This window comes from Streptomyces sp. NPDC090025 (assembly GCF_044748125.1).
Classification (GTDB): Bacteria; Actinomycetota; Actinomycetes; order Streptomycetales; family Streptomycetaceae; genus Streptomyces.
This window is the reverse complement of the sequence record NZ_JBIVFL010000009.1, coordinates 85,211-108,476: the sequence shown is the minus strand read 5'-3', so window position 1 is coordinate 108,476 and position 23,266 is coordinate 85,211. Positions and strand designations below refer to the sequence as shown.

Genomic DNA, 23,266 nt, shown 5'->3' with positions numbered 1-23,266 from the left:
CGGCCAGGTCGCCGCGGATCCGGCGGACGCGGATCCGGTGGCCGAGGCGGAGGGGGGCGCGGGTGAGTTTCTGGGACTACCTCGTCAACCGCCACCAGCAGTTGCTCACGGACGCCTTCCAGCACGCCAGCGCGGTGTTCCAGTGCATGGTGCTCGCCACCGCGCTCGGCGTGCTGATCAGCGTGCTCACCTACCGCAGCCCCTGGGCGGGCAACCTGGCCATCCTGTCCACCGCCTCGCTGCTCACCATCCCGTCGCTCGCGGCGATCGGCCTGCTGATCCCGCTGGTCGGCCTCGGTGTGCCGCCGACCGTCATCACCCTGACCCTGTACGGGCTGCTCCCGGTGGTCCGCAACGCGATCGTGGGCCTGCGCGGGGTCGACCCCAGCCTGGTGGACGCGGCGAAGGGCATCGGGATGTCCCGGGCGGCCCGGCTGATGAAGGTGGAGCTGCCGCTGGCCTGGCCGCCGATCCTGACCGGCATCCGGGTGTCGACCCAGATGCTGATGGGGATCGCCGCGATCGCCGCGTACGCCTCCGGGCCCGGGCTCGGCAACGAGATCTTCCGCGGCATCGCCTCGCTGGGCAGCGCCAACGCGATCAACCAGGTGCTCGCGGGCACGCTCGGGATCGTGATCCTTGCGCTGCTGTTCGACGCGGCGTACGTGCTCCTCGGCCGGCTGACGATTCCGAGGGGGATCCGTGTCTGAGCACACCGAGCGCGCCGAACAGTCCGGTACCGGCCGGGCCTTCACGGCGACGGGTTCGCACACCGGGGCCGCCGCCTCCGGGGCGTCGATCGAGCTGGAGGGGCTGACCAAGCGCTACCCCGGCAACGCCAACCCCGCCGTGGAGAACGTGAACATGGAGATCAAGGCGGGCGAGACCGTGATCTTCGTCGGCCCGTCCGGCTGCGGGAAGTCCACCACCCTGAAGATGATCAACCGGCTCATCGAGCCCAGCAGCGGCCGGATCCGGATCGGCGACGAGGACGTCACCGCCATCGACCCGGTCAAGCTGCGCCGCAAGGTCGGCTACGCCATCCAGTCCTCCGGCCTCTTCCCGCACATGACGGTCGCCGAGAACATCGCCCTGGTGCCGAAGATGGTCGGCTGGTCCAAGTCCCGGGTGAAGGACCGGGTCGAGGAGATGCTGGACCTGGTCGGCCTCGATCCGCGCGAGTTCCACGGCCGCTACCCGCGCCAGTTGTCCGGCGGTCAGCAGCAACGGGTGGGCGTGGCACGGGCGTTGGCGGCCGATCCGCCGGTGCTCCTGATGGACGAGCCGTTCGGCGCGGTCGACCCGATCACCCGCGACCACCTCCAGGACGAACTGATCCGGCTCCAGCACGAGTTGCGCAAGACGATCGTCTTCGTCACCCACGACTTCGACGAGGCCATCAAGCTCGGCGACCGGATCGCGGTGCTGCGCGAGCGCTCCCACATCGCCCAGTTCGACACCCCCGAGGCGATCCTCACCAACCCGGCCGACGACTTCGTGTCCGGCTTCGTCGGCGCGGGCGCCGCGCTCAAGCGGCTCAACCTGACCCGGGTCAGGGACGTCGGCATCGCCGACTTCCCGACGGTGACCGTCGACGACCCGCTCCAGTCGATCTTCAACGCCCTGCGCCAGGGCACCCACAACGAACTCCTCATGCTGGACCGGCAGGGCCGCCCGTACAAGTGGCTGCGGCGCGGCGACCTGATGCGCGCCAAGGGCTCGCTGGCCCGCGCGGGCACCCTGGTGCACGACACGGTCACCCGGGACGCGACCCTGCACGACGCCCTGGAGGCGGTCCTGATCGACAGCGGCGGCCGGGTCGCGGTCACCGGGCGGCGCGGCGAGTACATCGGGGTGGTCGACATGGAGACCCTGATGAACTCGGTCCACGAACTCCTGGAGGCCGACCGGCTGACCGCGATCGAGCACGCCCACGAGCTGGAGGAGCAGCGCGCCCACCAGACCGAGCAGGAGCTGGAGGGCGGGGCGTGACGGGGCGGCCCGAGCAGGGGGCGGACGACGAGGAGGCCGGTGCCGACGCCGGTGCCGAGGCCGGTGGAGTCGGTGGGGTCGGTGGGGTCGGCGGCCGTGGATCCGGTACGGGTACGGGGCCGGGCGCGGGTTACGGAGTCGGCGCCGGGGCCGGGGCCGGGCCGTTCGGGCCGACCCGCGGGCCCGGCGAGCACGACGTCATGGGCCACGCCTTCCGCGACGGCGCCCACGCGGCCGTGGTGGTCGAGAGCCCCGCCGAGGTCGAGCCCGCTCCCCCGCCCGCCGCGCCGCCGCGCCGGATCACCTGGCGCAAGCTGGTGTTCCTGCCCGCCTTCGTGGGCCTCGTGCTGCTCGCCACGTACCTCTGGATCAGCAACGCGGACCTCGACTCCATCGCCCGCAACGCCCTCGCCGACGGCAACGTCCAACTGCGGCTCTGGCAGCACGTGAAGCTGACCGCGATCTCCACCTTCTGGGTCCTGATCATCGCGATCCCGCTGGGCATCGCCCTCACCCGGCGCGGCATCGACCGCGCGGCCCCGCTGTTCACCACGATCGCCAACATCGGCCAGGCCACCCCCGCGATCGGACTGCTCGCACTGCTGGTGATCTGGCTGGGCATCGGCCCGTCGACCGCGATCATCGGGATGGTCGTGTACGCGGTGCTCCCGGTGCTCTCCAACACGGTGGCCGGACTGCGCGCGATCGACCCGCAGCTGGTGGAGGCGTCCCGGGGCATCGGCATGTCCGGCCTCGGCACCCTCGGCAAGGTCGAACTGCCGCTCGCCGTCCCGCTGATCCTCGCGGGCGTGCGGACCGCGCTGGTGCTGAACGTGGGCACCGCGACGCTCGCCACCTTCGGGGGCGGCGGCGGCCTCGGCGACCTGATCACCTCGGGCATCCAGACCCAGCGGATGGCGGTCCTGGTGCTCGGCTCGGTGCTCACGGTGGCGCTCGCGCTGGTCGTCGACTGGCTGGCGTCGCTCGCCGAGCTGCTGCTCACCCCGCGCGGCCTGGAGGCGGGCTCATGAGGGGCCGGGCGAGCGGGCACCGCCGGGCAGCCGGGCCGAGCAAGGCGGGCGGGTGGAGCCGTACCGGCCGGGCGTGGCTGGCGGCCGGGCGGAGCCGTACCGGCCGGGCGTGGCTGGCGGCCGGGGTGCTCGCGGTGGCGCTCTCGGGCTGCGGTCTGAAGAGCGGTTCGCCGATGGTCGACGACGTCTCACCGGGTTCGGTCGGCCAGGGCCGCCCGCTCAAGGGCGCGTCCCTGACGGTCACCTCGAAGACCTTCACCGAGAACATCATCCTGGGCCAGATGATCGGCCTGGTGTTCCGGGCGGCCGGCGCGGAGGTCCTCGACCGGACGAACCTGGCCGGTTCGATCAGCACCCGCGAGGCGATCGTGAAGGGCGACGCGGACGCCATGTACGAGTACACGGGCACCGCCTGGATCACGTACCTCGGCAACGCCGAGCCCATCGCCGACCCGGAGAAGCAGTGGCGGGCGGTGCGCGACGCCGACGCGAAGAACGGGGTGACCTGGCTGCCGCAGTCCACCCTCGACAACACCTACGCGCTCGCCATCAGCCGGAAGAACAACGAGAAGTACCGGCTGAAGACGCTCTCCGACGTGGCGGCACTGGCGAAGAAGGACCCGTCGGCGGTGACGCTGTGCGTGGAGAACGAGTTCGCCTCGCGGGACGACGGACTGCCGGGCATGGAGAAGGCGTACGGGATGGACCTGCCCGCCGGAAACCTGCAGAAGATGGACGCCGGGATCATCTACACCCAGATCTCCAAGTCCGACTCCTGCCTGCTCGGCGAGGTGTACACGACGGACGGCCGGATCAAGGCCATGGACCTGACCGTGCTCGACGACGACCGGCACTTCTTCCCCAACTACAACGCCGCTCCCGAGCTGAACTCCAAGACCTTCGCGAAGTACCCGGTGATCGCGAAGCTGCTCGACCCGCTGACCGCGAAGCTGACGACGGCGGTGGCGCGGGACCTGAACGCGCGGGTGGACGTGGACGGCGAGGACCCGCACGACGTGGCGAAGGAGTGGCTGATCGAGGAGGGCTTCATCAAGGAGGGCTGAGGGGGGCACCAGGCCCGATCCCCCAGTTGCAAAGAATCTTTGCAAAAAACCCTTGCAGAGATTCCTTTGCAACTCTACGGTGGAGTCATGTCCGAACCGCAGCCCACCGCGCAGCACCCCGCCCACGAGAACGCCCCCGAGAACAGCCGGGTCCTCGACCCGCGTTCCCTGCGCGCCCTCGCCCACCCGCTGCGCATCCAGCTGCTGCGGGCCCTGCGCCACCACGGCCCGGCCACCGCGTCCCAACTCGCCGACCGGCTCGGCGAGTCCAGCGGCGCCACCAGCTATCACCTGCGCCAGCTCGCCACCCACGGCTTCGTCGAGGACGACCCGGAGCGCGGCAAGGGCCGGGAGCGCTGGTGGAAGGCCGCCCACCAGGGCACCGTCTTCGACGAGTCGCTCTACCGCAACCCGGACCCCGAGGTGCAGGGCGCGGTCGAGGTGTTCCTCCACGAGATCGCCAACATCCACACCCAGGAGGTCAACACCTACCTGGGCACCCGGCACGACTGGGACGACAAGTGGAACGGCGCCTCGGACATCAGCGACTTCACACTCAGCCTCACCGCCGAGCGTGCCCGCGAGCTCAACGAGCGCATCCACACGCTGATCGCGGAGTACGGCACCACCGCCGACCCCGCCGACCCCGCCGACCCCGCAGACGCGGCCAAGGCCCAGCGGGTCCGGATGCACCTGCACAGCTTCCCCCAGCACGGCACCAACTGACCCCCGGGAAGGGGCAACCGCCATGCACGCCGACATCCACCTCACCCTGCACCGCCTCGCCGACGCCGAGCGGGCCGCCGCCGACCGGACCGGGGCCGCGGCGCACGCCGCTCACCTCCCGGCCCGGGCCGGAGCCGTACGCGTCCGGCTCGGCCTGACGCTGGTCGCGTTCGGCCAGAAGCTGGCCGGCGAGCCCGCCACCGGCCGGACCGGCCGCCCGGCCCTCGTCTGAGCCGACCGCCCGACCGGCCCTCGTCCGAGCCGACCGAGCGACCGGCCATCCGTCCGTCCGTCCGCTCTCCGCTTACTCGCTTGCCCTGGCCGCCCGTCCGCCTGTCTGCTGGTCCGCCTACCTGCCATACCGTCCACGCACCTCGGGGGGAACCGCGTGCGCCCGCACGAACCGTCATCACGTCCGCCGTCGTCACGTCCGTCGTCGTCACGTCCGCAGGAACCGGCTGCTCCGCCCGGCCGCTCGCGGCTGCCGCTCGCCGCCGTCCTGTCCGCCAACGCCATCTCCATCAGCGGCAATTCGCTCACCCTGATCGGTGTCCCCTGGTTCGCGCTGGAGACCACCGGCAGCCCCGGCAAGGCCGGTCTGGTCGCCTTCTGCGCCGCTTTCCCGGTGCTCCTGTCCGCGCTCATGGGCGGCCCGGTGATCGACCGGATCGGCCGCCGCCGGGTCTCGGTCCTCTCCGACCTGATCTGCGGCCTCGCCCTGCTCGCGATCCCGCTGCTCAATGAGACCGGGCTGCTGAGGTTCTGGATGCTGTGCGCCCTGATGGGCGTCACCGGCCTGTTCCACGCCCCCGGCGAGACCGCCCGGCACGTCCTCGTGCCCGACCTCGCCGAACGCGCCGGCACCCCGCTGTCGCGCGCCGCCAGCCTCTACGACGCCGTCTCGCGCGGCGCCCGGATGACCGGCGCGGCCGTCGGCGGCATCCTGGTCGCCCTGATCGGCGCGGACACCGTCCTGTACGTGGACGCCGCCACGTTCGCCGTGTCGTCGCTGCTCGTCCTGGTGGGCCTGCGGGGCGTCCGGGCGGCCGAACCCCGGCGCGACGCCAAGCCGTTGTCCCTCCCGGCCTACCGCGCCGAGCTGCGCGAGGGCTACTCGTTCCTGCTGCGCACCCGGCTGCTGCTCGCCGTCAGCCTGATGGTGATGCTCACCAACGGTCTCGCGCAGAGCTGGAGTTCGGTGCTCCTGCCGGTCCATGCCAGGGAACAGCTGGGCGGACCGGCCGCGTTGGGCCTGCTCGTCGCCGTGTTCGGCGGCAGCGCGCTCACCGGCGCCCTGCTCTACGGCGCGGTGGGCCACCGCTTCCCGCGCCGCCCGGTCTTCACCGTCGGCTTCCTGCTCGCCGGTTCACCGGTGTTCGTGACCGCCGCGCTCACCGACACCACGGCGCCGCTGCTCGTGGCCATGGTCTTCGGCGGGCTCGGCGCGGGGGTGCTCAACCCGATCCTGACCACCACGTTCTACGAGGTGGTGCCGGAGCGGCTGCGCAGCCGCGTGGGCAGCGCCAGCACCGCGTCCGTGCTGCTGACCACGCCCCTCGGCGGACTCGCCGCGGGCCTGCTGATCGAGCGGGCCGGCCTCACCGCGTCACTGCTCACGGTGGGCGTCTTCTACTTCCTGGTGACGCTCTCGCCGGTGCTCTTCCCGGTCTGGCGCCAGCTGGACCCGTCGGCGCGCCCGACGACCGGCAAGGACGAGGAGGGTACGGACGAGGAGGGTACGGACGAGGACCGGGGCGGCGAGGAGGAGGACGGTTCCGGGGACGGGACGGGCGCCGGGGCGGGCGCCGGGGCCGTCAGCAGCTCGGGACCTTCGACCCCTCGCCCTGCTCCAGGGCCCGGAGCGACGACACCGCGTCGCTGAGCGCGGTCACCGGCACCAGCCGGAGCCCCTTGGGCAGTTCGGCCTGCGCGTCGGAGCACTCCGCCTTCGGTACGAGGAAGACGGTGGCTCCGTCGCGCGCGGCGGCCTGCGTCTTCAGGGACACCCCGCCGACCGCGCCGACCGTGCCGTCGGGCTCGATCGTGCCCGTACCGGCGATGGTCCGGCCGCCGGTCAGATCGCCGCCGTCACCGTCCCCGTCGAGCTTGTCGACGATGCCGAGCGAGAACAGCAGCCCGGCGCTCGGCCCGCCGATGTCGGCCAGGTGCAGGGTGACCTTGACCGTCTTCGGGTCGAGCTTCAGATAGCCGAGGGCGGCGAGGGCGGCCGCGTCCTGCGACTCCTTCATCTGCCCGAGGTTGTGCCGCTCGATCTCCTCGTCGGACTTGCCGGTCGGGTAGACCGACGACTTCGGCAGCACCGCCCGGTCGGTGCGGAACCAGGCGTCGGCGACATCGACGAAGTCGAGCGACGCGGACGGCCCGGTCGCCAGGATCGTCGTCATCCGCAGCTGCCCGTCGGTCTTCCGCACCGGGGCGCCGGTGATCGTGATCACCTCGGTCCCCCGGTCCTCGCCGAGCACGTCGGCGGTCGTGCCGGGCTGTGCGATGGCGTACGGCAGCGGCGCGAGCCCGGCCACGACGCACAGCGCGGCGACGGGCAGGGCGCAGAGCGCGAGGGCACGGGTGCGCGGGAGACCGGCGAGACGGGAGAACACGCCCCCAATCTACTGGGCCCGCGTCCCGGCCCCGCCGCGCCGCCCGGAGCGACCGGGGCCGGTCCGGACGACACGGCCTAACGCAGCGCGTCGGCGACCTCCCGGGCCGCGTCGACGACCCGCGGCCCGACCCGCTCGGGCACCGCGTCCGCGAGCATCACCACGCCCACGCTGCCCTCTATCCCGGTCACCCCGACCAGCGGCGCGGCGGCGCCGCTGGCGCCCGCCTCCAGCTCGCCGTGGGTGAGGGTGAAGCCGTGCTCGGTCAGTTCGCCCTGGCGGGCGGCGAGGATCGCGCGCCCGGCCGCGCCGCGGTCCAGCGGGTGCCGGAACCCGGCCCGGTAGGCCACGTGGTAGTCGGTCCAGGTCGGTTCGACGACGGCGACGGCCAGCGCCTCCGCCCCGTCGACCAGGGTGAGGTGGGCGGTCGCGCCGATGTCCTCGGCGAGCGAGCGCAGCGCGGGCAGCGCGGCCTCGCGCACCAGGGGGTGCACCTGGCGGCCGAGCCGCAGCACACCGAGGCCGACCCGGGCCCGGCCGCCGAGGTCGCGGCGGACCAGGGCGTGCTGCTCGAGGGTGGCGAGCAGGCGGTAGACCACGGTCCTGTTCACACCGAGTCGGTTGGACAACTCGGTGACGGTCAGGCCGTGGTCGGTGTCGGCGAGCAGCTTGAGGACTCTGAGTCCCCGGTCGAGCGTCTGGGAGGTCTCCGCGGTCACGACGCCCTCTCCTTCGGAGTTCGGAGTGAGTGACAGCGGACTCGACGGGGCTTGCGACACCGGTCCCACGGCGACGCACGTCAGAGGCCGCCGGCAGGACGGGGCACACCGGCTGCGCTCCGCGGCGGCTCTGCCACGGGGCGTTTGCTTGAGCCGGGACAGTAGCGACCTGCTCCGCTCAGCGGAAGACCTCGTCCAGAATCCGGGCGCCGGCGACCGGATACGGGCGGTTCGGGACCTAAGTCGGCCGAACGCGGGACTTTGGCGGACAAGGCGGCCACGGGCCGCGCCGTAGCGTGGACGAGGAGCGAGGCCCGACCGTGGGGGCCGGTCCTCGTCGCCATGTCCCGTCCCCGCGGGATGAGTGAGGCCCGTACGCCGCCTGCGTACGGGCCTCTCAGGCGTCCAGGACCGATCGCCGAACGCTCCGAACGCTCCGGACGCTCCGGAGTCGGGGGCGGGGGCGGGGAACGGCTAACGCATCCGCGTCGCCCACTCCTGCACCTTCTTGATCCGCTCGCGCAGCTGCCCCGCCGTCGCCTCGGCGCTCGGCGGCCCGCCGCACACCCGGCGCAGCTCGGTGTGGATCACGCCGTGCGGCTTGCCGCTCTGGTGGACGTACGCGCCGACCATCGTGTTCAGCTGCTTGCGCAGTTCGAGCAGCTCCTTGTGCGAAACGACGGGCCGCCGCTCCGCCGGAAGCTCCAGGAGATCGGCCTCGGCGTCGGGCTTCTTGCGGCTGTGCGCGATCTGCCGCGCCTGCCGCTTCTGCAGCAGCAGCTGCACCTGGTCGGGTTCGAGCAGGCCCGGGATGCCGAGGTAGTCCTGCTCCTCCTCGCTGCCGGGGTGGGCCTGCATGCCGAACTCGGCGGCGTTGTAGAGGACGCGGTCGAAGACGGCGTCGGACTCCAGCGCCTCGAAGGGCAGCATGTCCTGCTCGCCGGTGTCCTCGTCCTGCTGCTTCTCCGCCTCGGCGAGTTCCTTCTCGGACTCGGCGTACGGGTCCTCCTCGCCCTGCTTCTTCGGCTTGTCGAGCACGTGGTCGCGCTCGACCTCCATCTCGCTGGCGAAGCCGAGGAGGTTCGGGATGGTGGGAAGGAACACGGACGCGGTCTCGCCGCGCCTGCGGGATCGCACGAAGCGGCCGACGGCCTGCGCGAAGAACAGCGGGGTCGAGATCGTCGTCGCGTACACGCCGACGGCGAGGCGGGGCACGTCGACGCCCTCGGACACCATCCGGACGGCGACCATCCAGCGGGAGGTGTTCTCGCTGAACTCGTCGATGCGGCCGGAGGCCCCGGCGTCGTCGGAGAGCACGACGGTGGCCTTGGTGCCGGTGATCTCGCGGATCAGCTTGGCGTAGGCGCGGGCCGAGTCCTGGTCGGAGGCGATGACCAGGCCGCCCGCGTCCGGGATGGACTTGCGGACCTCGGTGAGCCGCTGGTCGGCGGCGCGCAGCACGTTCGGCATCCAGTCGCCGCGCGGGTCGAGCGCGGTGCGCCACGCCTGCGAGATGGCGTCCTTGGTCATCGGTTCGCCGAGCCGGGCGGCGATCTCGTCGCCCGCCTTGGTCCGCCAGCGCATGTTGCCGCTGTAGGAGAGGAAGATGACCGGCCGGACGACATTGTCGTTGAGGGCGTTGCCGTAGCCGTAGGTGTAGTCGGCGGAGGAGCGCCGGATGCCGTCGTTGCCCTCCTCGTACGCGACGAAGGGGATGGGGTTGGTGTCGGAGCGGAACGGGGTGCCGGTGAGCGCGAGCCGCCGGGTGGCGGGCTCGAACGCCTCCAGGCACGCCTCGCCCCAGGACTTGGAGTCTCCGGCGTGGTGGATCTCGTCGAGGATGACGAGGGTCTTGCGCTGCTCGCTGCGGTTGCGGTGCAGCATCGGCCGTACGCCCACTCCGGCGTACGTGATGGCGATGCCGTCGTACTCCTTGCTGAGCGGCCCGGCGCTGTAGTCGGGATCGAGCTTGATCCCTATCCGCGCCGCCGCGGCCGCCCACTGCTTCTTCAGGTGCTCGGTGGGGGCGACGACGGTGACCTGCTGCACGACATGGTGGTGCAGCAGCCAGGAGGCGAGGGTCAGCGCGAACGTGGTCTTCCCGGCGCCGGGTGTGGCGACCGCGAGGAAGTCACGGGGCTGCTCCTGGATGTACTTCTCCATCGCGCCCTGCTGCCAGGCACGCAGCTTGTTGGCGGTGCCCCAGGGGGCACGGCCGGGGAAGGCGGGAGAGAGGTGATGGGAGGAGGAGGTGGTGGTAGTAGTCACGATCTCCGGTCACGGTTCACGGTTCACGGTGTCCAGACGCTCGTCGAGAGGCTCGGCAAAAACTCGCCGAGGCGCTCGTCGAGAAGGTCGTCCGGACGCTCGTCCAGATATGACAACCGGGCCACCTTACCGGTGCGGGCGGCGGGGCTCCGTAGGAACGAGCCCGCGCCGCCGTCGCATGAGACGGGCCTCACAGCTCCCGCAGGCGCCGCGCGATGTCCGGAATGTCCACTGCCGTACCGCTCGCCACGTCCACGACCAGGTCGTACGCCCGGTCCTGGTCGGCGGCGGCGAGATCGACTCCGTTGACGGCGAGGAAGACGGCGGCGGAGAGCCAGGCGGCCCGCTTGTTGCCGTCGACGAAGGGGTGGTTCGCGGCGAGGGCGTGCAGCAGCACGGCCGCCTGCTCGTGGAGGTCGGCGTACGCGCTCTCGCCGAACATCCGGGCCCGCGGCCGGTGCACGGCGGACTCCAGGAGCCCGGGGGCGCGCAGCTCGGGCCCATGGCCGTTCCCGAAGGCGGTGCGGGCGATCTCGGTGACCTCGGCGACGGTGAGGAAGCGGGCGGGGGTGGGGGTGGGGGCCGTCATTGTCCGAGCCTCCGGAGCAGGTCGTCGTGGCGCAGGGCGAGGCGGTGGGCGTGCTCGTGTACGGGGGCGGCCTCGGCGGCGAGCAGCCGCTGGGCGGCCTCGGGGGTGAGGTCGCGGTCGCCGGGCTCGGCGAGGCCGCGGGCGTCGGCGAGGTCGGCGAGGGCGCGCCGGAGGTCGGGGTCGAGGTCGGGGCTGAGGTCGGACATTCCGGCAGGTTAGGCGGGGCGGGGGCGGGGCGCGAGGGCTTTTGCGCGGTGCTTGGCGGTCTAGGAGGGGCGCCGGGTGCCGTCGAGGCGGGTGGCGACCCAGCCGCCGACGGCGGCGACGGCGGCCATCGGCAGGAAGACGGCGGCGAAGGCGCCGGGGTGGGAGGCGGAGGCGGCGCCTTCGGTGACGGCGTGCCCGACGGCGCCGCCGCCGAGGGCGGCGAAGGCGGCGCCGCCGGCGGCGAGCAGGAGGACGTTGGAGAGGCCGTCGGAGATCTGGAGGGCGGCGGAGTTGGCACCGGCCTCCTCGGGGGCGGAGAGCTTGAGCAGCAGGACGCTGGTGGAGGCGATGACCATGCCCATGCCGAAGCAGCCGAAGGCCCAGGCGACGGCGACGACCCAGACGGGGACGCCGGGCAGCAGGACGCTGGGGGCGGCGAGGATGGCGGCGGCGACCAGGACCATGCCGAGGACGACGAGCCGCTCGCGGTAGGGCTCGGTGCGCGGGCGGGACTGCACCCAGGAGCCGAGGGCCCAGGTGAGGCCGCCGACGGCGAGCGAGAGGCCGGCGAGGGTGGGGGTGAGGCCGCGCTGGGTGACGAGCATGAGCGGCACGAAGGATTCGGCGGCGATGAAGGACCCGGCGGCGATGCCGCGCAGCAGGACGACGGAGGGGAGGCCGCGGGCGGCCCGGTAGGTGCCGCGGGGCAGCAGGCCGCGGACGGCGGGCACGAGCAGGGCGGCGCCGAGGGCGGCGGGCAGCAGGGACAGCCAGCGCAGTTCCTGACCGGCGTACTGGAGGAGGGCGGCGCCGAGGGATATCCCGAGCGCGAACCGGATCCGCCGCCGGTCCCAGGGCGCCACGGGGGCGGTGGGGTCGGCGGGGCCCGAGGCGGTGCGCCGGATGGCGGGGAGCGCGAGGGCGAGCGGGAAGACGACGAGGACGGGGATGCCGACGAAGACCCAGCGCCAGCCGAGGTGCTCGGTGATGGTGCCGGAGGCGAGCGGTCCGACGACGGACGGCACGACCCAGCTGGCGGCGAAGGCGGCCATGATCGCGGGCCGCAGCCGTTCCTCGTACGCCCGGCTGATGACCACGTACAACGCGACGATCACCAGACCGCCGCCGAGCCCCTGGACGGCGCGGCCCAGGATGAACAGCCACATGGTCCCGGCGGTGCCGGACAGCAGCAGCCCGGCGGCGAAACAGCTCATCCCGACGGTCAGCGGCCCGAGCGGCCCGGTCCGGTCGGCCCACTGCCCGGACAGCACCATCGCGAAGAGGCTGGTGGTGAAGTACGCGGAGAACGCGAACGCGTACAGCGGCACCCCGTCCAGCTCCCGCGCGGCCACGGGCATGGCGGTCCCGACGGCGGTGGCCTCGAACGCGATGAGCAGCACGACGGACACGATCCCGATGCTCAACGCCCGATGCGCCTTGTCGAGCACGGACCCCTGACCGACGGAACCGCTCTCGGCGGCGGGGACGGGGACGGGGGCCGGTGCGGCGTCGGCGTCGCGGGGTTCGAGGGCGCTCATGGGCCCAGGGTAAGGGTCGTATGGCTGGATGACCCCTGTCCGGAGGCGTAGACGGCAGTGCGCTGATGGTCGTAGGACCGCCGCCGCCCGGGCGGGCACTGTGAGCGGGGTGCGTGAGCGGCGCGCGTGAACGGGGTGCGTGAACGGGGTGTGGCAGTCGTGTTGCACCCGCGGGGATTCCCTTGAGCGGGTCCGGAGGCCGGGCCTACGGTCGTTCTTGTCACCACCACGACCGTGTGCCCGAGTGGTTGAGGGGCTCGCCTGCAAAGCGAGTTACGTCGGTTCGATTCCGATCACGGTCTCTGTTTGGCTTCGCCGTTGGTTTCGGGCCGGGGCTTGAGGACGGGTTTTTCGGTGAGCCCGGCGTTGTTCTCGCAGCCGAGCTTCTTCACGACGTTGAGGGTGACGGAGTGGAGGATGGTGAGGTTGGCTTCGCGGACGGCTGGGGTGTCGGGGAGCTCGGATTGCCCGAACCGGAGCCAGCCCCTGATGGGGGCGGGCCTTCGTCCTGAGCCCTTGAGCAGCGGGCTGGCGCACTCGACGAACAGATACGCTGCCGCGGGGCCGGAATGCGCTTCTCTTCCCATGGAATACGGATGAAGGCCGATCGGCCGGGCATCTCCGAAGAGCTCACTCTCCCGGTAAAGGCCGAAGCCGATGTCCACCCGGTTCAGGGTTCCCCGAACCGCTGCCCTGCACAGATTGCGCGTCGGCGTTCGCAGTCCGCCTTGGCCGTGGTCCTCCGCCAGCAGATCAGCGACACGTGGCAGCGCACCCGTCGGGCTGGGGGAGAACGTGGTGGCGCCGAGCACGGACTCCAACGCACGGGCCGCTCCAGGAGTGAGCGTGCCATCACACTGCTGTGCAGCCGTGACACGCGGCGATTCCGGCTTCTCCTCACCGCCACACGCTCCTCCGAGGAGACACACGGCCACAGCGAGGGCCAGCGGACCGCTCTTTTCCCGCGAAGGCAGCTTCGGCGTGGCCAACGCTCACTCACACCGTCTCGGGGGCATTGCCGATCTGCCCGGCATAGAAGTTCCCCTCGTGATAGCCGACGGTGACCGCCAGGCGGAGGTCTTGCTTGAGATCGCCGCTGATTCGTGAGCGGTGCTGCTGGAGGAAATACTGCACGGGCGCGTTCGCTCCCTCTCGCCCAGCGAGGTAGATCGCTCTCTGATCCTCGTGGATCGTCTCCTCGGTCGACTCCTTATGGTCGTCGACGGACTTGTCCGTCCGGTCCCCGATCACCTGGCCTGCCAGTGCTTCCAGGGCTCCCGACCCCGTGTCCACCGCGAGTGGCACGACGATCGCGGCGGCACCCGCCGCGGCAGCGGTGGCCGGCAGCAAGGCGACGCCGGTGGCGATGGCGGCTCCGGTCCCGAACTCGACCCAGGCTGCTTTCTTCTCCTGCGCCTTCTCGTAGTCCTCGTGGAGTTTCATACCCTCCGCCTCCACTTGTCGCGCGCGGGCCTCATCGAGCTGCCCCGCGAAAGTGGCACCCACATACGCCGCCTCCCGCGCCTGAGCTGCGTCGATCCGTCCCGCGGAATCGACCTGCGCCTCCAAGACACTCGTGGTGTACAAGCGTTCCGCCGTGGACAGCGTCGCGTAGGAATCCGGGTGCTGCCCCAGAAGCGTCAGGAAGTCGGTCGCCGCCAACTGGCCGAACTGGGGGTGGGCCTTGGAACTTCCCTTCGGTGCATAGGCGGAGTCCGGATCATTATTGGTCAGCGCCCAGTTGAGATCATCGACATAACCGGCACCCATGTTTCCTAGACTGTCCGAGAGAGCCGACTGGAACTTCTTCACCAGCTCGGCATCACCCCCGTACGTCGCGACCACGTCGCTCATGATCCGAGCCGTGGTCTCGTCCCGGTGCAACTGCGGCCGTGCATCGTCCCACGCGTGCCCGAGCGTCGCCGACTCCAGCGCATGCCCCAAGGCGTCCGGCATGAAGTCCGCCGCCTTCTTCACAGCGGCGTCATCCCCTTCGTACACGTCCGCGAAGAATTCGTACTTCTCGTTGGCGAAGAAATCGAGGTAGCCCTCGATCGCCCGGCCATCGGCACCCGCGCCGAGCGCCGCTGTCCCACCGACCACCACGCTCCCGTCCCGCGCATACTCCGTCGGCCTCGCCGAGAAGAACTCCTTCGCCGCCTCCGGGCTGTGCCCCAACGCCTCCAGCACCGGAATCATCGGGTCGAACCCGCACCCGTTCACCCCCGACGGGTTGTACTGGTTCGGCAGCCACCCGCCCGCCACACCCCGCCCCTCCGCGAACAGGTGCGGATCCTTCGCGTGCAGCTGCGTGACGTGCTCCGCGATCGGGACGAGGAATTTACGGTCGTAATCGCCGTACCTGAGCAGCCCGCCCAGCAGCTGGTAACCGAACGCCGGGTTGCTGTCGTACTTGACCAGCGGAATGCGCTCCGTCCCGAGCCTCCGCATCTCCGTGGACCAGCGTTCGGTCCACGCGTCACCGCCCTGCGTCGCCGTCGCCAGGTTGAAGCCAAGATTCCGCTGCAGGGACTGCACGTCCTTCAGGCGCTGCTCGTCGACCTCGGGAAAGGCATACGTGTCCGTGGAGAGCTGCCCGAAGAACTCCAGCGCCCCCTTCGCCCCCAGCCCGTCGTAGAACGCCCGCGAGAACTCCCTCGACCCCTTGTTCTCCCCGAGCATGCCGTTCAGCCACGCCAACTCCTCGTGGGAAAGCTCCCGCCCCTTCCTCGCCAGGGCAGCGGCCCGCTGCCCCTCCTCCGCGTCCAGGCTCCCGTACCTCGCCGCGCTGAACTGGTGCCGGTCCCCGGTGATGTTCGCTCGCAGGGCGTTCGCGCAGGACTCGTCGGCCTCGTCGCAGGTCTCGAGGACGGCGTTCAGGCGGCGTTGCAGGGCGTCGATGTCGACGCGCTGCTTGCGCAGGGCCTCGGCCCGATCCGTGTCGTAGTCCGTCAAGGTCTCCCGGGCCAGCGAGAACGCGGCCTCGACCACACCGTTGCTCTTCACCGCCAGCCCCTGGCGCGGGGCGTCGACCTCGACGATCGTGGTCAGGTCGGCCTTGGCCTTCCGGAACACGCGGTGACCGTCGGCGAGGACCTTGTGGATGCCGTCGGCGGCCTTCGCCGCGTCGTCGAACTCCTTCGCCGTCTTGGCCACGAACGGCTTGGTGACCTCGGCGTTCATGCCCCGCCAGTCGTCCGTCCTCGCCTTCGCGGCCATCGTCCTGCGCGCGTCGTCGGCCAGCGCGTCCAGCTTGCCCTTCATCTCGGACCAGCGGTCCGCGGCGGCCTTCAGCTTGTCGAGAGGCGCGTGGTAGACGTTGTCGAAAGTCAACATGATCCGCTTTCCTCCTCCCCCTACTTGAAGTACTCGCTGATCTTGGAGACGGCGAAGGACGCTCTGATCTCCTCGTCGTCCTTGGCGTGCGCGGCGGCGCTGAAGTCGAGGTGGTTGGAGATGTGCGCGCAGGCGTCGAGCAGCGTGCCGAGCTGAGCGGCCCAGGTCTCCTGGACGGTCGCCATCGCCGAACCCGTACGGAATCCCGTCCGCGTCAGACCCCCGGCGGCTTCGGTGGTGTCCGTACGGGCATGGTTGCCGTCCTTGAGCAGGCGGCCGTGGAGCTGGTGCGCGGCGTGGCCGATCGCGCCGAGGTGGTTCTGGCGGACCTGGAGATCGGCGCCGCCACCGGCGGAGGGGCCGGGCGCGCCGGGAAGCTGGTTCAGCCGGGTGCTGGCGCGGTGCGCGGCGGCCGTGCGCTCAGCGGCCCACTCTTCCTCGAACGACACGAATCCCCCAGGCGCCTCTGCGGACGGAGAGCCGGAGCCTACTCACGTCCCGGTCCGCCGAAGCGCCCACGTCAACCCGCCGCGTCAACCCCACGGGTCAACCTCGCGTACGGGGCTCGGGCGGGCCGGGTTCGGCACCGGCCGCGACCCAGCCTCGGCGTCACCGCGCCGACGCCGGCGTCCGGCCCGCCCCACCAGCCCGCACACACCCCTCGCCCCCTCAGCCAGCTACCGGCACCGGCACCGGCCGGCCGTCGACCAGTCCGGTCGCCCCGCAGCCCAACCTCGCCGCGACGACCCGAGCCGCCGCGTTCAGCACCGTGATCTGCAACGCGGCCGGGTCCTGGTCGCCCTTCACCACGGACTCCCCCGACCGCTCCAGTTCGGCCGCCACGATGAGTTCCCTCGCCTCCGACGGGCGACGGCACGGGAAGAAGAGCTTGGCGTAGCGGCTGGAGGACTCGGCCGAGGCGCCCGTTCGGAAGCGGCGGAAGGTCTGTTCATCGCCCGCCCGGGGAACGGTCAAGGCCTCCCGGAAGGTGATGTCGAGCAGCGACTCGGCCTCCCCGGCCCGGCGCAGGCGGCAGAACGGGCTGCCGTTCGCCAACTCCGAAGGCGACAGCGTGCCGTCGGCCTCCTTCAACGCCCTCAACGTGTCGTCCGGCCGCGAGCGGTCGTCCACGAGGCCCACGTCACCCAGGTCACCCACGTCACCCGCATCGCCCACGAGCGCGGTCAGCGCCTCCCGCGCGGGCCCCTCCTCGGCGAAGCCGCCACAGACCTCCGCGACCGCCCGCGCCTCGGCCGCGTCATCCGACCCGGCTCCGGAGCACGCCGCCACCGGCAGCAGAACGAGGACCAGGGCGGCAGACAACACACCCCTCCGCACCCGCGACTTCAAGTCACCCACACCCGCACTCCCCCGACAGCACTCTCCCCCACCGGCCCGCCCCGACGCCATTCACTCCCGCAAGGCACCCAGGTCCACCCGAGCCGCACGACGGGCCGATCCTAGTACGGCAACCCCCTTCAACAACCGGCCTCACCCACTCAACTTCCGCCCCACGTACCCTGCACAGGGAACACACAGACACACACAGACACTTCCCGCTCGCAAAGCGGCCAACTCGTCACATGTCGCCGCGAGGACGCGTACGGCACCGTCCGGCGGCTTGAGTAGGCTCGGGGCGCTCAGGGGATCTCAGGGGGAACGCACACATGGCACGGCCGTACCGACTCATCACGCGCATCGACGCCCCGGACGCGCACCACCCGGTCGGGCCGCGCTCCCCGTACCGCCGGTTCGTCGCCAGGTCGCACGACGGCAGCCGTACGGTGCTCCTCACCGCCCCGCGCCCGGGCGCCGACCTCGTCGGGTTCCGCGCCGAGGCGGAGGCGGCGCAGCGGCTCACCGCCCCCTGGCTGCTCCCGGTCACCGACCTCAGCCCGAGTCAGGGCCCGAACCCGGCCGAGGCGCCCAGCCCCCTCACCCCCGACGACACCTGGTTCGTCACCCCGTACGTCCCCGTCCTGCCCCTCCCCGTCGCGCTCGCCGTGCACGGCGGGCCGCTGCCGGAGGCGACCGTACGGGTCATCGGGGCGGCCCTCGCCGAGACGCTCGCCGCGCTGCACGCGCAGGGCGTCACCCACGCGGGGGTGTCACCGGCCGCCGTGCTGCTGTCCGCCGACGGGCCGCTGCTCACCTGCTTCGGCGCGGCCCGCGCCACGGCCGAGGTCGACCACGAGGCGCAGGCACCGGAACGGGCGGCCGAGCGGGCGGCGGGTGAGCCTCCTCGGCCGGCGGGGGACGTGTACGGGTTCGGGGCGGTGCTCGCGTACGCGGCGACCGGGCACACCGTCCCGGAACGCTCCGAGCTCCCCGAGAGCCTGCGCGCCGCGGTCACCGCCTGCCTCACCCGCGATCCGGCCGACCGGCCGACCGCCGCCGCGCTGCTCCAGGCGGTGGCCCCGCCCACCCCGCACGAGACGGTGCTCGGTTCGGCGGCGACCCTGCTGCGGCCCGGCTGGCTGCCGGCCCGGGTGGTGGCGGCCCTCGCCCACCAGTCGGCGTCCCTGCTCGCCGTCGAACAGCGGCCCACCAGCCGGACCGACAGTCCCAGCCACGCCAACTCGCCCACTCTCACCGGAAACTGACCGATGCTCACCGCCCTCACCCACGACGACCCGGCCACCATCGCCACCTACCGGCTGCTCGCCCGGCTCGGTTCCGGCGGCATGGGCACCGTCTATCTGGCGCGCTCGCCGGGCGGACGCACGGTCGCCCTGAAGACGCTGCACAGCCGACTGGCCGCCGATCCGGCGTTCCGCGCCCGGTTCCGGCTGGAGACGGACGCGGCCCGGGTCATCGGCTCCCGGCACGGCGCGGCGGTGTTCGACGCGGACCCGCTGGCCGAGACCCCGTGGCTGGCCACCGAGTACGTGCTCGGCCCGCCGCTCGACGACGCCGTCGCCCTCGCCGGTCCGCTGCCCGAGACGACCGTACGGGCGCTGGGCGCGGCGCTCGCCGGAGGGCTGCGGCAGCTGCACTCGTCGGACGTGGTGCACCGCGACCTGAAGCCGTCCAACATCCTCGTCACCGCGCACGGCCCGAAGCTGATCGACTTCGGCATCGCGCGCGCGGCGGGCGACGACCACCTCACCACCACGGGCGCGGCGGCGGGCACCCCCGCCTACATGTCCCCCGAGCAGGCCGCGGGCCAGGAACACCCGCCCGCCGGTGATGTGTTCGCGCTCGCGGGCGTGCTCGTCTTCGCCGCCACCGGCCGCCCGCCGTTCGGCACCGGCGCGCCCGCCGACCTCCTCTACCGCGTCCGGTACGCCGAGCCCGATCCGGAGGCGCTGGCCGCCGTACCGCCCGCGCTGCGGCGGACGGTCGAGGCGTGTCTCGCGAAGGACCCGGTGGCCCGGCCGACCACCGATCAGCTGATCGCCGAACTCCACGACGGTCACGGCGAGTTCGCCGACCATCTGCCGCCCGCACTGCTCGCGGCGGTCGCCCGCCGCGCGACGGACGTCTGGCACCCGCTGCCGCCGCGCCTCCCGGCGCCCGCCGTCGACCCGTACGAGGCTGCGACGGTCGCGCCTACGACGCCGTCCGCCCTGCCGTCGACAACCACACCGAGTGTGCCCCGGCGCCGGATGCTCCCCCTGGTGGGCGGCGCGGCCCTGGGCGCGGTCGCGGTCGCCACCGGGGTGGGCTTCTGGCTCAACTCCGGCGACGACAGCACCAACCGCGCCAACCGGGCCAACGGCACCGACGGCAAGGGCGGCGGCGCGGCGGGCGGCCCGTCGGGGGCTCCGTCGTCCGCCGGGCCGGGCGCCACAGCGTCGGACGGCGCTCCGGCGCCGCTGTGGCGGGAGGGGGTCCTGGACCGCGAGGAGACGATCACCCCGTTCCTCGTCCCGGGTGCCGGCGGCGCGGTGGTGGGCTGCGTGGAGACCGGTGCCTTCCGCGTGCGGGACGCCCGTACCGGCCGCGAGCTCTGGAGGACGATCCAGCTCCTGAAGCCCCAGCAGGTGACCTCGGACGGCGCGCGCTTCTACAACGCCGACGGCGGCGTGGAGGGGCCCAGTTTCCTGGAGATCGAGACGTACGGGGCCCGGTCGGACAAGGAGGCCGCGCGCCCGGTCCGGGTCGCCGGTTTCGACGGCGGGCCGCTGTCCACACACCTGCTGACCGCCTCGGGCGGCCTGCTGTACGCGGCTTCCCGGCGGGGCGGGCGGAACGATTCGGCGTGGCAGCGGGACAAGGGCTGGCACCTGCTCGCCGTCGACCTCCGCTCCGGCAAGGAGGCGTGGCGGGTCCCGGCGTCGGACGCCGAGCGGATCAAGGTGGCGATGGTGGTGGGCGGCCGTCTGATCACGATCACCCCGAAGGTCTCCCCGGACGTGTACGTCGTCGAGGCGCAGGCGCCGCGCACGGGGGCCCGGCTGTGGCAGCGGACCATCCCCGCTCCGACCGAAAGCGGTGAACGACCCCCGGTTCACGGCCAGTTGGCCGCTGACGCCACTCATCTCTACCTCGGCGGCGCCCGGTTGCGCGCACTGCGCCTGACGGACGGCGCCGTCGCCTGGGAGCACCGCAAGGACCGCTACTTCTACGGACCGCCGGCCGTGGCGGGCGGCCTGGTGTTCGCCACCGAGGGCGACCGGGGTCTGGTGGCTCTGAACACCGCGACCGGCAAGCGGAGTTGGGAGGAGGCCGCGCCCGCCCGTGATCTGACACCGCGGCTCGACGTCGTACCCGTGGTGGGCGAGAAGTATGTGTACGCGCCGGTGCAGGGCGGGTTGAGCGCGGTGGACCGGTCGACCCGCCGCTCGGCGTGGGTGTTCGCGACGGACGCCACCCGCTGGACGGCGGACCGGCCCGGCAAGCGGCTGATCGGGGCGGGCGCGACCGCGGTGGTGGCGTACCCGCTCGCGTAACCCCCACCCCCCGCCCCCCAACCCCCTATTCCCCGCACTCCCCTCCCCCTCCCCAGAAGGCAGCAGCGTGACCATGCAGCCCCTCGCCACCGGCGATCCGCTCCGGCTCGGCCCGTACCGGCTCCTCGCCGTCCTCGGCGAGGGCGGCATGGGCAAGGTCTATCTCGCGCAGGACGGCGCGGGCCGCCCCGCCGCCGTGAAGGTGCTCCGGCCCGAACTCGCCCACGACCAGCACCTCGCGCAGCGTTTCGTGCGTGAGGCGGAGATGGCCAGGGCCGTGACCAGCAAGGGCGTGGCCCGGGTCCTGGACGCGCGGACGGAGGGCGGGCGGCCGTGGCTGGCGGCGGAGTTCCTGGCCGGGCCGACACTGGACGAGGCGATCCGTACCCATGGACCGATGGACGAGCCGACCGTCCGCGCCCTGGTCCACTTCCTCGCCAGGACGCTGCGCGACATCCACGCGGCGGGCCTGGTCCACCGCGACCTGAAGCCCGCCAACATCGTCCTGACCTCGTCGGGCCCCCGGGTCATCGACTTCGGCATCGCGCGCCCCGAGCACGGCCTCACGCTGACCACGACCGGCCAGATCCCGGTGACGCCGGGGTACGGTGCCCCCGAGCAGGTCCTCGGACATCGCGTCGGCCCGGCCTGTGACGTCTTCTCGCTGGGGGCGGTGCTCGGGTACGCGGCGAGCGGGCGGCGGACGTTCGAGGGCGCGCATGTTGCGGCCGTGCAGTACGAGGTGGTGCACGGGCACCCGGATCTGGCCGGACTGCCGCCCGCGCTAAGCCAGTTGATAGAGCCGTGTCTCGCGAAGGACCCGGCGCACCGGCCGACCCCGGAGCAGATCGTCACCGCCGTCCCGGCCCCGAAGGGCGCCGAACGCGCCTGGCGCAAGGGCCCGTTGGCGACGGCGATCGCCGAGCGCGAGGCGACGGTGAAGCGACTGGTCGTCGCCGCGCCCATGGCACCGGGCTCGCCCACAGGTCCGGTTCCCGGGGAGGGCGTGACCGCCGTCCCGCCGACCGGCTCCGCATCGTCGTCCCGGCGGCGGTTCCTGGCCCTCGGGGGCGGGGGCGTGCTGGCGGCGGCCGGGGCGGGCTGGGGCGCCAAGTGGCTGGTGTTCGACCGGAACGCGGCCGGGGACACGGACTTCGACGCCGAGGTGCCGGCGGCGGTCGCGACTCCGGCGGCGGCGTTCGTGTCGCTCATCGACGCCAAGGCGGGCGAGGCGCCGAAGCCGTTGTGGGGTCCGCACGACGTGGCGGCGATGGACGGGCTCACCCCGCTGCCGGTACGGGACGTCCTGGTCGTCCAGGCGAAGGCGGGCGGCCTGCTCGCGCTCGGGGTCGCGGACGGGCGGCAGCGCTGGCAGGCGGAGGACGTCGTCGCGCGCGCCGGTTTCGTCTCGGTCGGCGACCGGCTCGTCGTCGGCGCCGCCGAGGACGGGCGGCTGCACGCCTATGTGGCCGCCACCGGGAAGCCGGTCTGGCAGACGGACGCGTCGGTCGAGCATCTGCTGGCGGCGGACGCCCGGCGCGTGTATCTGGTCACCGAGAAGAACGAACTCCGCGCCGTGGACGCCTGGACGCTGGCCACCGTCTGGACCCGGCCGCTGGCCTCACCGAGCATCCGCTCGCTCCCGGCGACGGCCGCCGTCGGCCGCGACCGCCTCGTGGTGAACGGCCGCGACGGCCACGTCGTCGCCGTGGACCCGGCCACCGGCAAGACCGTGTGGGAGAAGCGCGACCTGGGCACCACCGGCGCGGGCCCCGCCATCGGCGGCACCCTCGTCTATCTCGCGGGCGGCAAGCTGACCGCCTGCGAACTCGCCGACGGCACCGTCCGCTGGACCGAGCAGGCGCGCAGCCCCGGCCTCGGCGGCCCCGGCTGGACCAGCCCCACCCCCGACGAGGGCGTCATCTACGTCGCCGACGGCTACAACGCCCGCCGCTACCGGACCATGACCGATGTCCGCTTCGCGGTGTCCGACTGGTACGAGATCCTGGAGGGTCTCGGCGGCAACATCACGGCGCCCGCCGTCGAAGGCACGACGGTCTGGTTCGCGGCCCCCGACGACACCCACCTGCGCGTCCTCGACAAGCGGACCCACCGCCTGCTCTTCGACGTCACGATGCAGCGCACCGGCCCCTACCGGCTCACGAGCGACGGCAACCGGGTCTTCGCGGTCCGCGGCGGCCGGGTCATGGCGATGCCGGTCTTCGGCACCTGACGCCCACGGGCCGCGCCCCCCTATCCGGACTCAGCCGCACCCCCCTGTCC

At 72.6% G+C, this 23,266-nt stretch carries 20 protein-coding genes and 1 tRNA gene; 11 read left to right on the top strand and 10 right to left on the bottom strand.

All coding sequences use genetic code 11. The features are described 5' to 3' along the window. The first annotated feature begins 62 nt into the window (after nt 1–62). The 7 genes from ACIPXM_RS21280 (at nt 63) to ACIPXM_RS21250 (ending at nt 6,695) form a co-directional block, all read left to right on the top strand. On the top strand, nt 63–710 hold the full coding sequence (locus ACIPXM_RS21280; protein WP_401657584.1) for an ABC transporter permease: 648 nt from the start codon (nt 63–65) through the stop codon (nt 708–710). An 88-nt stretch (nt 711–798) separates the two neighbouring features. After that, the gene (locus tag ACIPXM_RS21275; protein ID WP_401657942.1) at nt 799–1,992 is read left to right on the top strand and encodes a betaine/proline/choline family ABC transporter ATP-binding protein; all 1,194 of its coding nucleotides are present in this window, start codon (nt 799–801) and stop codon (nt 1,990–1,992) included. A 200-nt stretch (nt 1,993–2,192) separates the two neighbouring features. After that, complete coding sequence (locus ACIPXM_RS21270; protein ID WP_401657940.1) at nt 2,193–3,023, top strand: ABC transporter permease; 831 nt, start codon at nt 2,193–2,195, stop codon at nt 3,021–3,023. Nucleotides 3,024–3,196: 173 nt separating this feature from the next. Then, the gene (locus ACIPXM_RS21265; RefSeq protein WP_401657938.1) at nt 3,197–4,087 is read left to right on the top strand and encodes a glycine betaine ABC transporter substrate-binding protein; all 891 of its coding nucleotides are present in this window, start codon (nt 3,197–3,199) and stop codon (nt 4,085–4,087) included. 87 nt (nt 4,088–4,174) lie between these two features. After that, the gene (locus ACIPXM_RS21260) at nt 4,175–4,813 is read left to right on the top strand and encodes an ArsR/SmtB family transcription factor (protein ID WP_401657582.1); all 639 of its coding nucleotides are present in this window, start codon (nt 4,175–4,177) and stop codon (nt 4,811–4,813) included. Between the two features lie 22 nt (nt 4,814–4,835). Next, complete coding sequence (locus ACIPXM_RS21255; protein WP_401657580.1) at nt 4,836–5,045, top strand: hypothetical protein; 210 nt, start codon at nt 4,836–4,838, stop codon at nt 5,043–5,045. Between the two features lie 249 nt (nt 5,046–5,294). Next, nucleotides 5,295–6,695, top strand: a complete 1,401-nt coding sequence (locus tag ACIPXM_RS21250; protein ID WP_401657936.1) for an MFS transporter — start codon at nt 5,295–5,297, stop codon at nt 6,693–6,695. Here ACIPXM_RS21250 and ACIPXM_RS21245 read toward each other — a convergent pair. The 6 genes from ACIPXM_RS21245 to ACIPXM_RS21220 all read right to left on the bottom strand — a co-directional run bounded on the left by ACIPXM_RS21245 (nt 6,628) and on the right by ACIPXM_RS21220 (nt 12,752). Further along, nucleotides 6,628–7,431, bottom strand: a complete 804-nt coding sequence (locus ACIPXM_RS21245) for a S16 family serine protease (protein ID WP_401657578.1) — start codon at nt 7,429–7,431, stop codon at nt 6,628–6,630. The genes ACIPXM_RS21250 and ACIPXM_RS21245 overlap by 68 nt on opposite strands. 77 nt (nt 7,432–7,508) lie before the next feature. Next, nucleotides 7,509–8,150, bottom strand: coding sequence for an IclR family transcriptional regulator (locus ACIPXM_RS21240; RefSeq protein WP_401657576.1), 642 nt, complete (start codon nt 8,148–8,150; stop codon nt 7,509–7,511). A 474-nt stretch (nt 8,151–8,624) separates the two neighbouring features. Further along, nucleotides 8,625–10,418 (bottom strand): DEAD/DEAH box helicase, encoded by a 1,794-nt coding sequence (locus tag ACIPXM_RS21235; protein ID WP_401657574.1) that lies wholly within the window; start codon nt 10,416–10,418, stop codon nt 8,625–8,627. Nucleotides 10,419–10,608: 190 nt separating this feature from the next. After that, complete coding sequence (locus ACIPXM_RS21230; RefSeq protein WP_401657572.1) at nt 10,609–11,007, bottom strand: type II toxin-antitoxin system death-on-curing family toxin; 399 nt, start codon at nt 11,005–11,007, stop codon at nt 10,609–10,611. Next, nucleotides 11,004–11,213 (bottom strand): hypothetical protein, encoded by a 210-nt coding sequence (locus tag ACIPXM_RS21225; protein WP_401657570.1) that lies wholly within the window; start codon nt 11,211–11,213, stop codon nt 11,004–11,006. The genes ACIPXM_RS21230 and ACIPXM_RS21225 overlap by 4 nt, the downstream gene beginning before the upstream one ends. Nucleotides 11,214–11,273: 60 nt before the next feature. Continuing rightward, on the bottom strand, nt 11,274–12,752 hold the full coding sequence (locus ACIPXM_RS21220; RefSeq protein WP_401657568.1) for an MFS transporter: 1,479 nt from the start codon (nt 12,750–12,752) through the stop codon (nt 11,274–11,276). A gap of 230 nt (nt 12,753–12,982) precedes the next feature. Between ACIPXM_RS21220 and ACIPXM_RS21215 the strand changes: the two genes are divergently transcribed. After that, a tRNA-Cys gene (locus tag ACIPXM_RS21215) sits at nt 12,983–13,054 on the top strand. On the opposite strand, the gene ACIPXM_RS21210 is transcribed toward ACIPXM_RS21215, so the two are convergent. The 4 genes from ACIPXM_RS21210 to ACIPXM_RS21195 all read right to left on the bottom strand — a co-directional run bounded on the left by ACIPXM_RS21210 (nt 13,046) and on the right by ACIPXM_RS21195 (nt 17,447). Next, the gene (locus tag ACIPXM_RS21210) at nt 13,046–13,564 is read right to left on the bottom strand and encodes a hypothetical protein (protein ID WP_401657566.1); all 519 of its coding nucleotides are present in this window, start codon (nt 13,562–13,564) and stop codon (nt 13,046–13,048) included. The genes ACIPXM_RS21215 and ACIPXM_RS21210 overlap by 9 nt on opposite strands. Before the next feature lie 184 nt (nt 13,565–13,748). Beyond that, nucleotides 13,749–16,088: a hypothetical protein gene (locus ACIPXM_RS21205; RefSeq protein ID WP_401657564.1), complete on the bottom strand. Its 2,340-nt coding sequence runs from the start codon at nt 16,086–16,088 to the stop codon at nt 13,749–13,751. 20 nt (nt 16,089–16,108) lie between these two features. Continuing rightward, a complete protein-coding gene (locus ACIPXM_RS21200) occupies nt 16,109–16,537 on the bottom strand; it encodes a hypothetical protein (RefSeq protein ID WP_401657562.1) in 429 nt (142 codons plus the stop codon). 220 nt (nt 16,538–16,757) lie between these two features. Continuing rightward, on the bottom strand, nt 16,758–17,447 hold the full coding sequence (locus ACIPXM_RS21195) for a hypothetical protein (protein WP_401657560.1): 690 nt from the start codon (nt 17,445–17,447) through the stop codon (nt 16,758–16,760). 308 nt (nt 17,448–17,755) lie between these two features. Between ACIPXM_RS21195 and ACIPXM_RS21190 the strand changes: the two genes are divergently transcribed. The 3 genes from ACIPXM_RS21190 to ACIPXM_RS21180 all read left to right on the top strand — a co-directional run bounded on the left by ACIPXM_RS21190 (nt 17,756) and on the right by ACIPXM_RS21180 (nt 23,216). Next, on the top strand, nt 17,756–18,691 hold the full coding sequence (locus ACIPXM_RS21190) for a serine/threonine protein kinase (RefSeq protein ID WP_401657558.1): 936 nt from the start codon (nt 17,756–17,758) through the stop codon (nt 18,689–18,691). A 3-nt stretch (nt 18,692–18,694) separates the two neighbouring features. Next, nucleotides 18,695–20,983, top strand: coding sequence for a PQQ-binding-like beta-propeller repeat protein (locus ACIPXM_RS21185; protein WP_401657556.1), 2,289 nt, complete (start codon nt 18,695–18,697; stop codon nt 20,981–20,983). Nucleotides 20,984–21,056: 73 nt separating this feature from the next. Next, a complete protein-coding gene (locus tag ACIPXM_RS21180; RefSeq protein ID WP_401657934.1) occupies nt 21,057–23,216 on the top strand; it encodes a PQQ-binding-like beta-propeller repeat protein in 2,160 nt (719 codons plus the stop codon). Nucleotides 23,217–23,266: the final 50 nt, after the last annotated feature.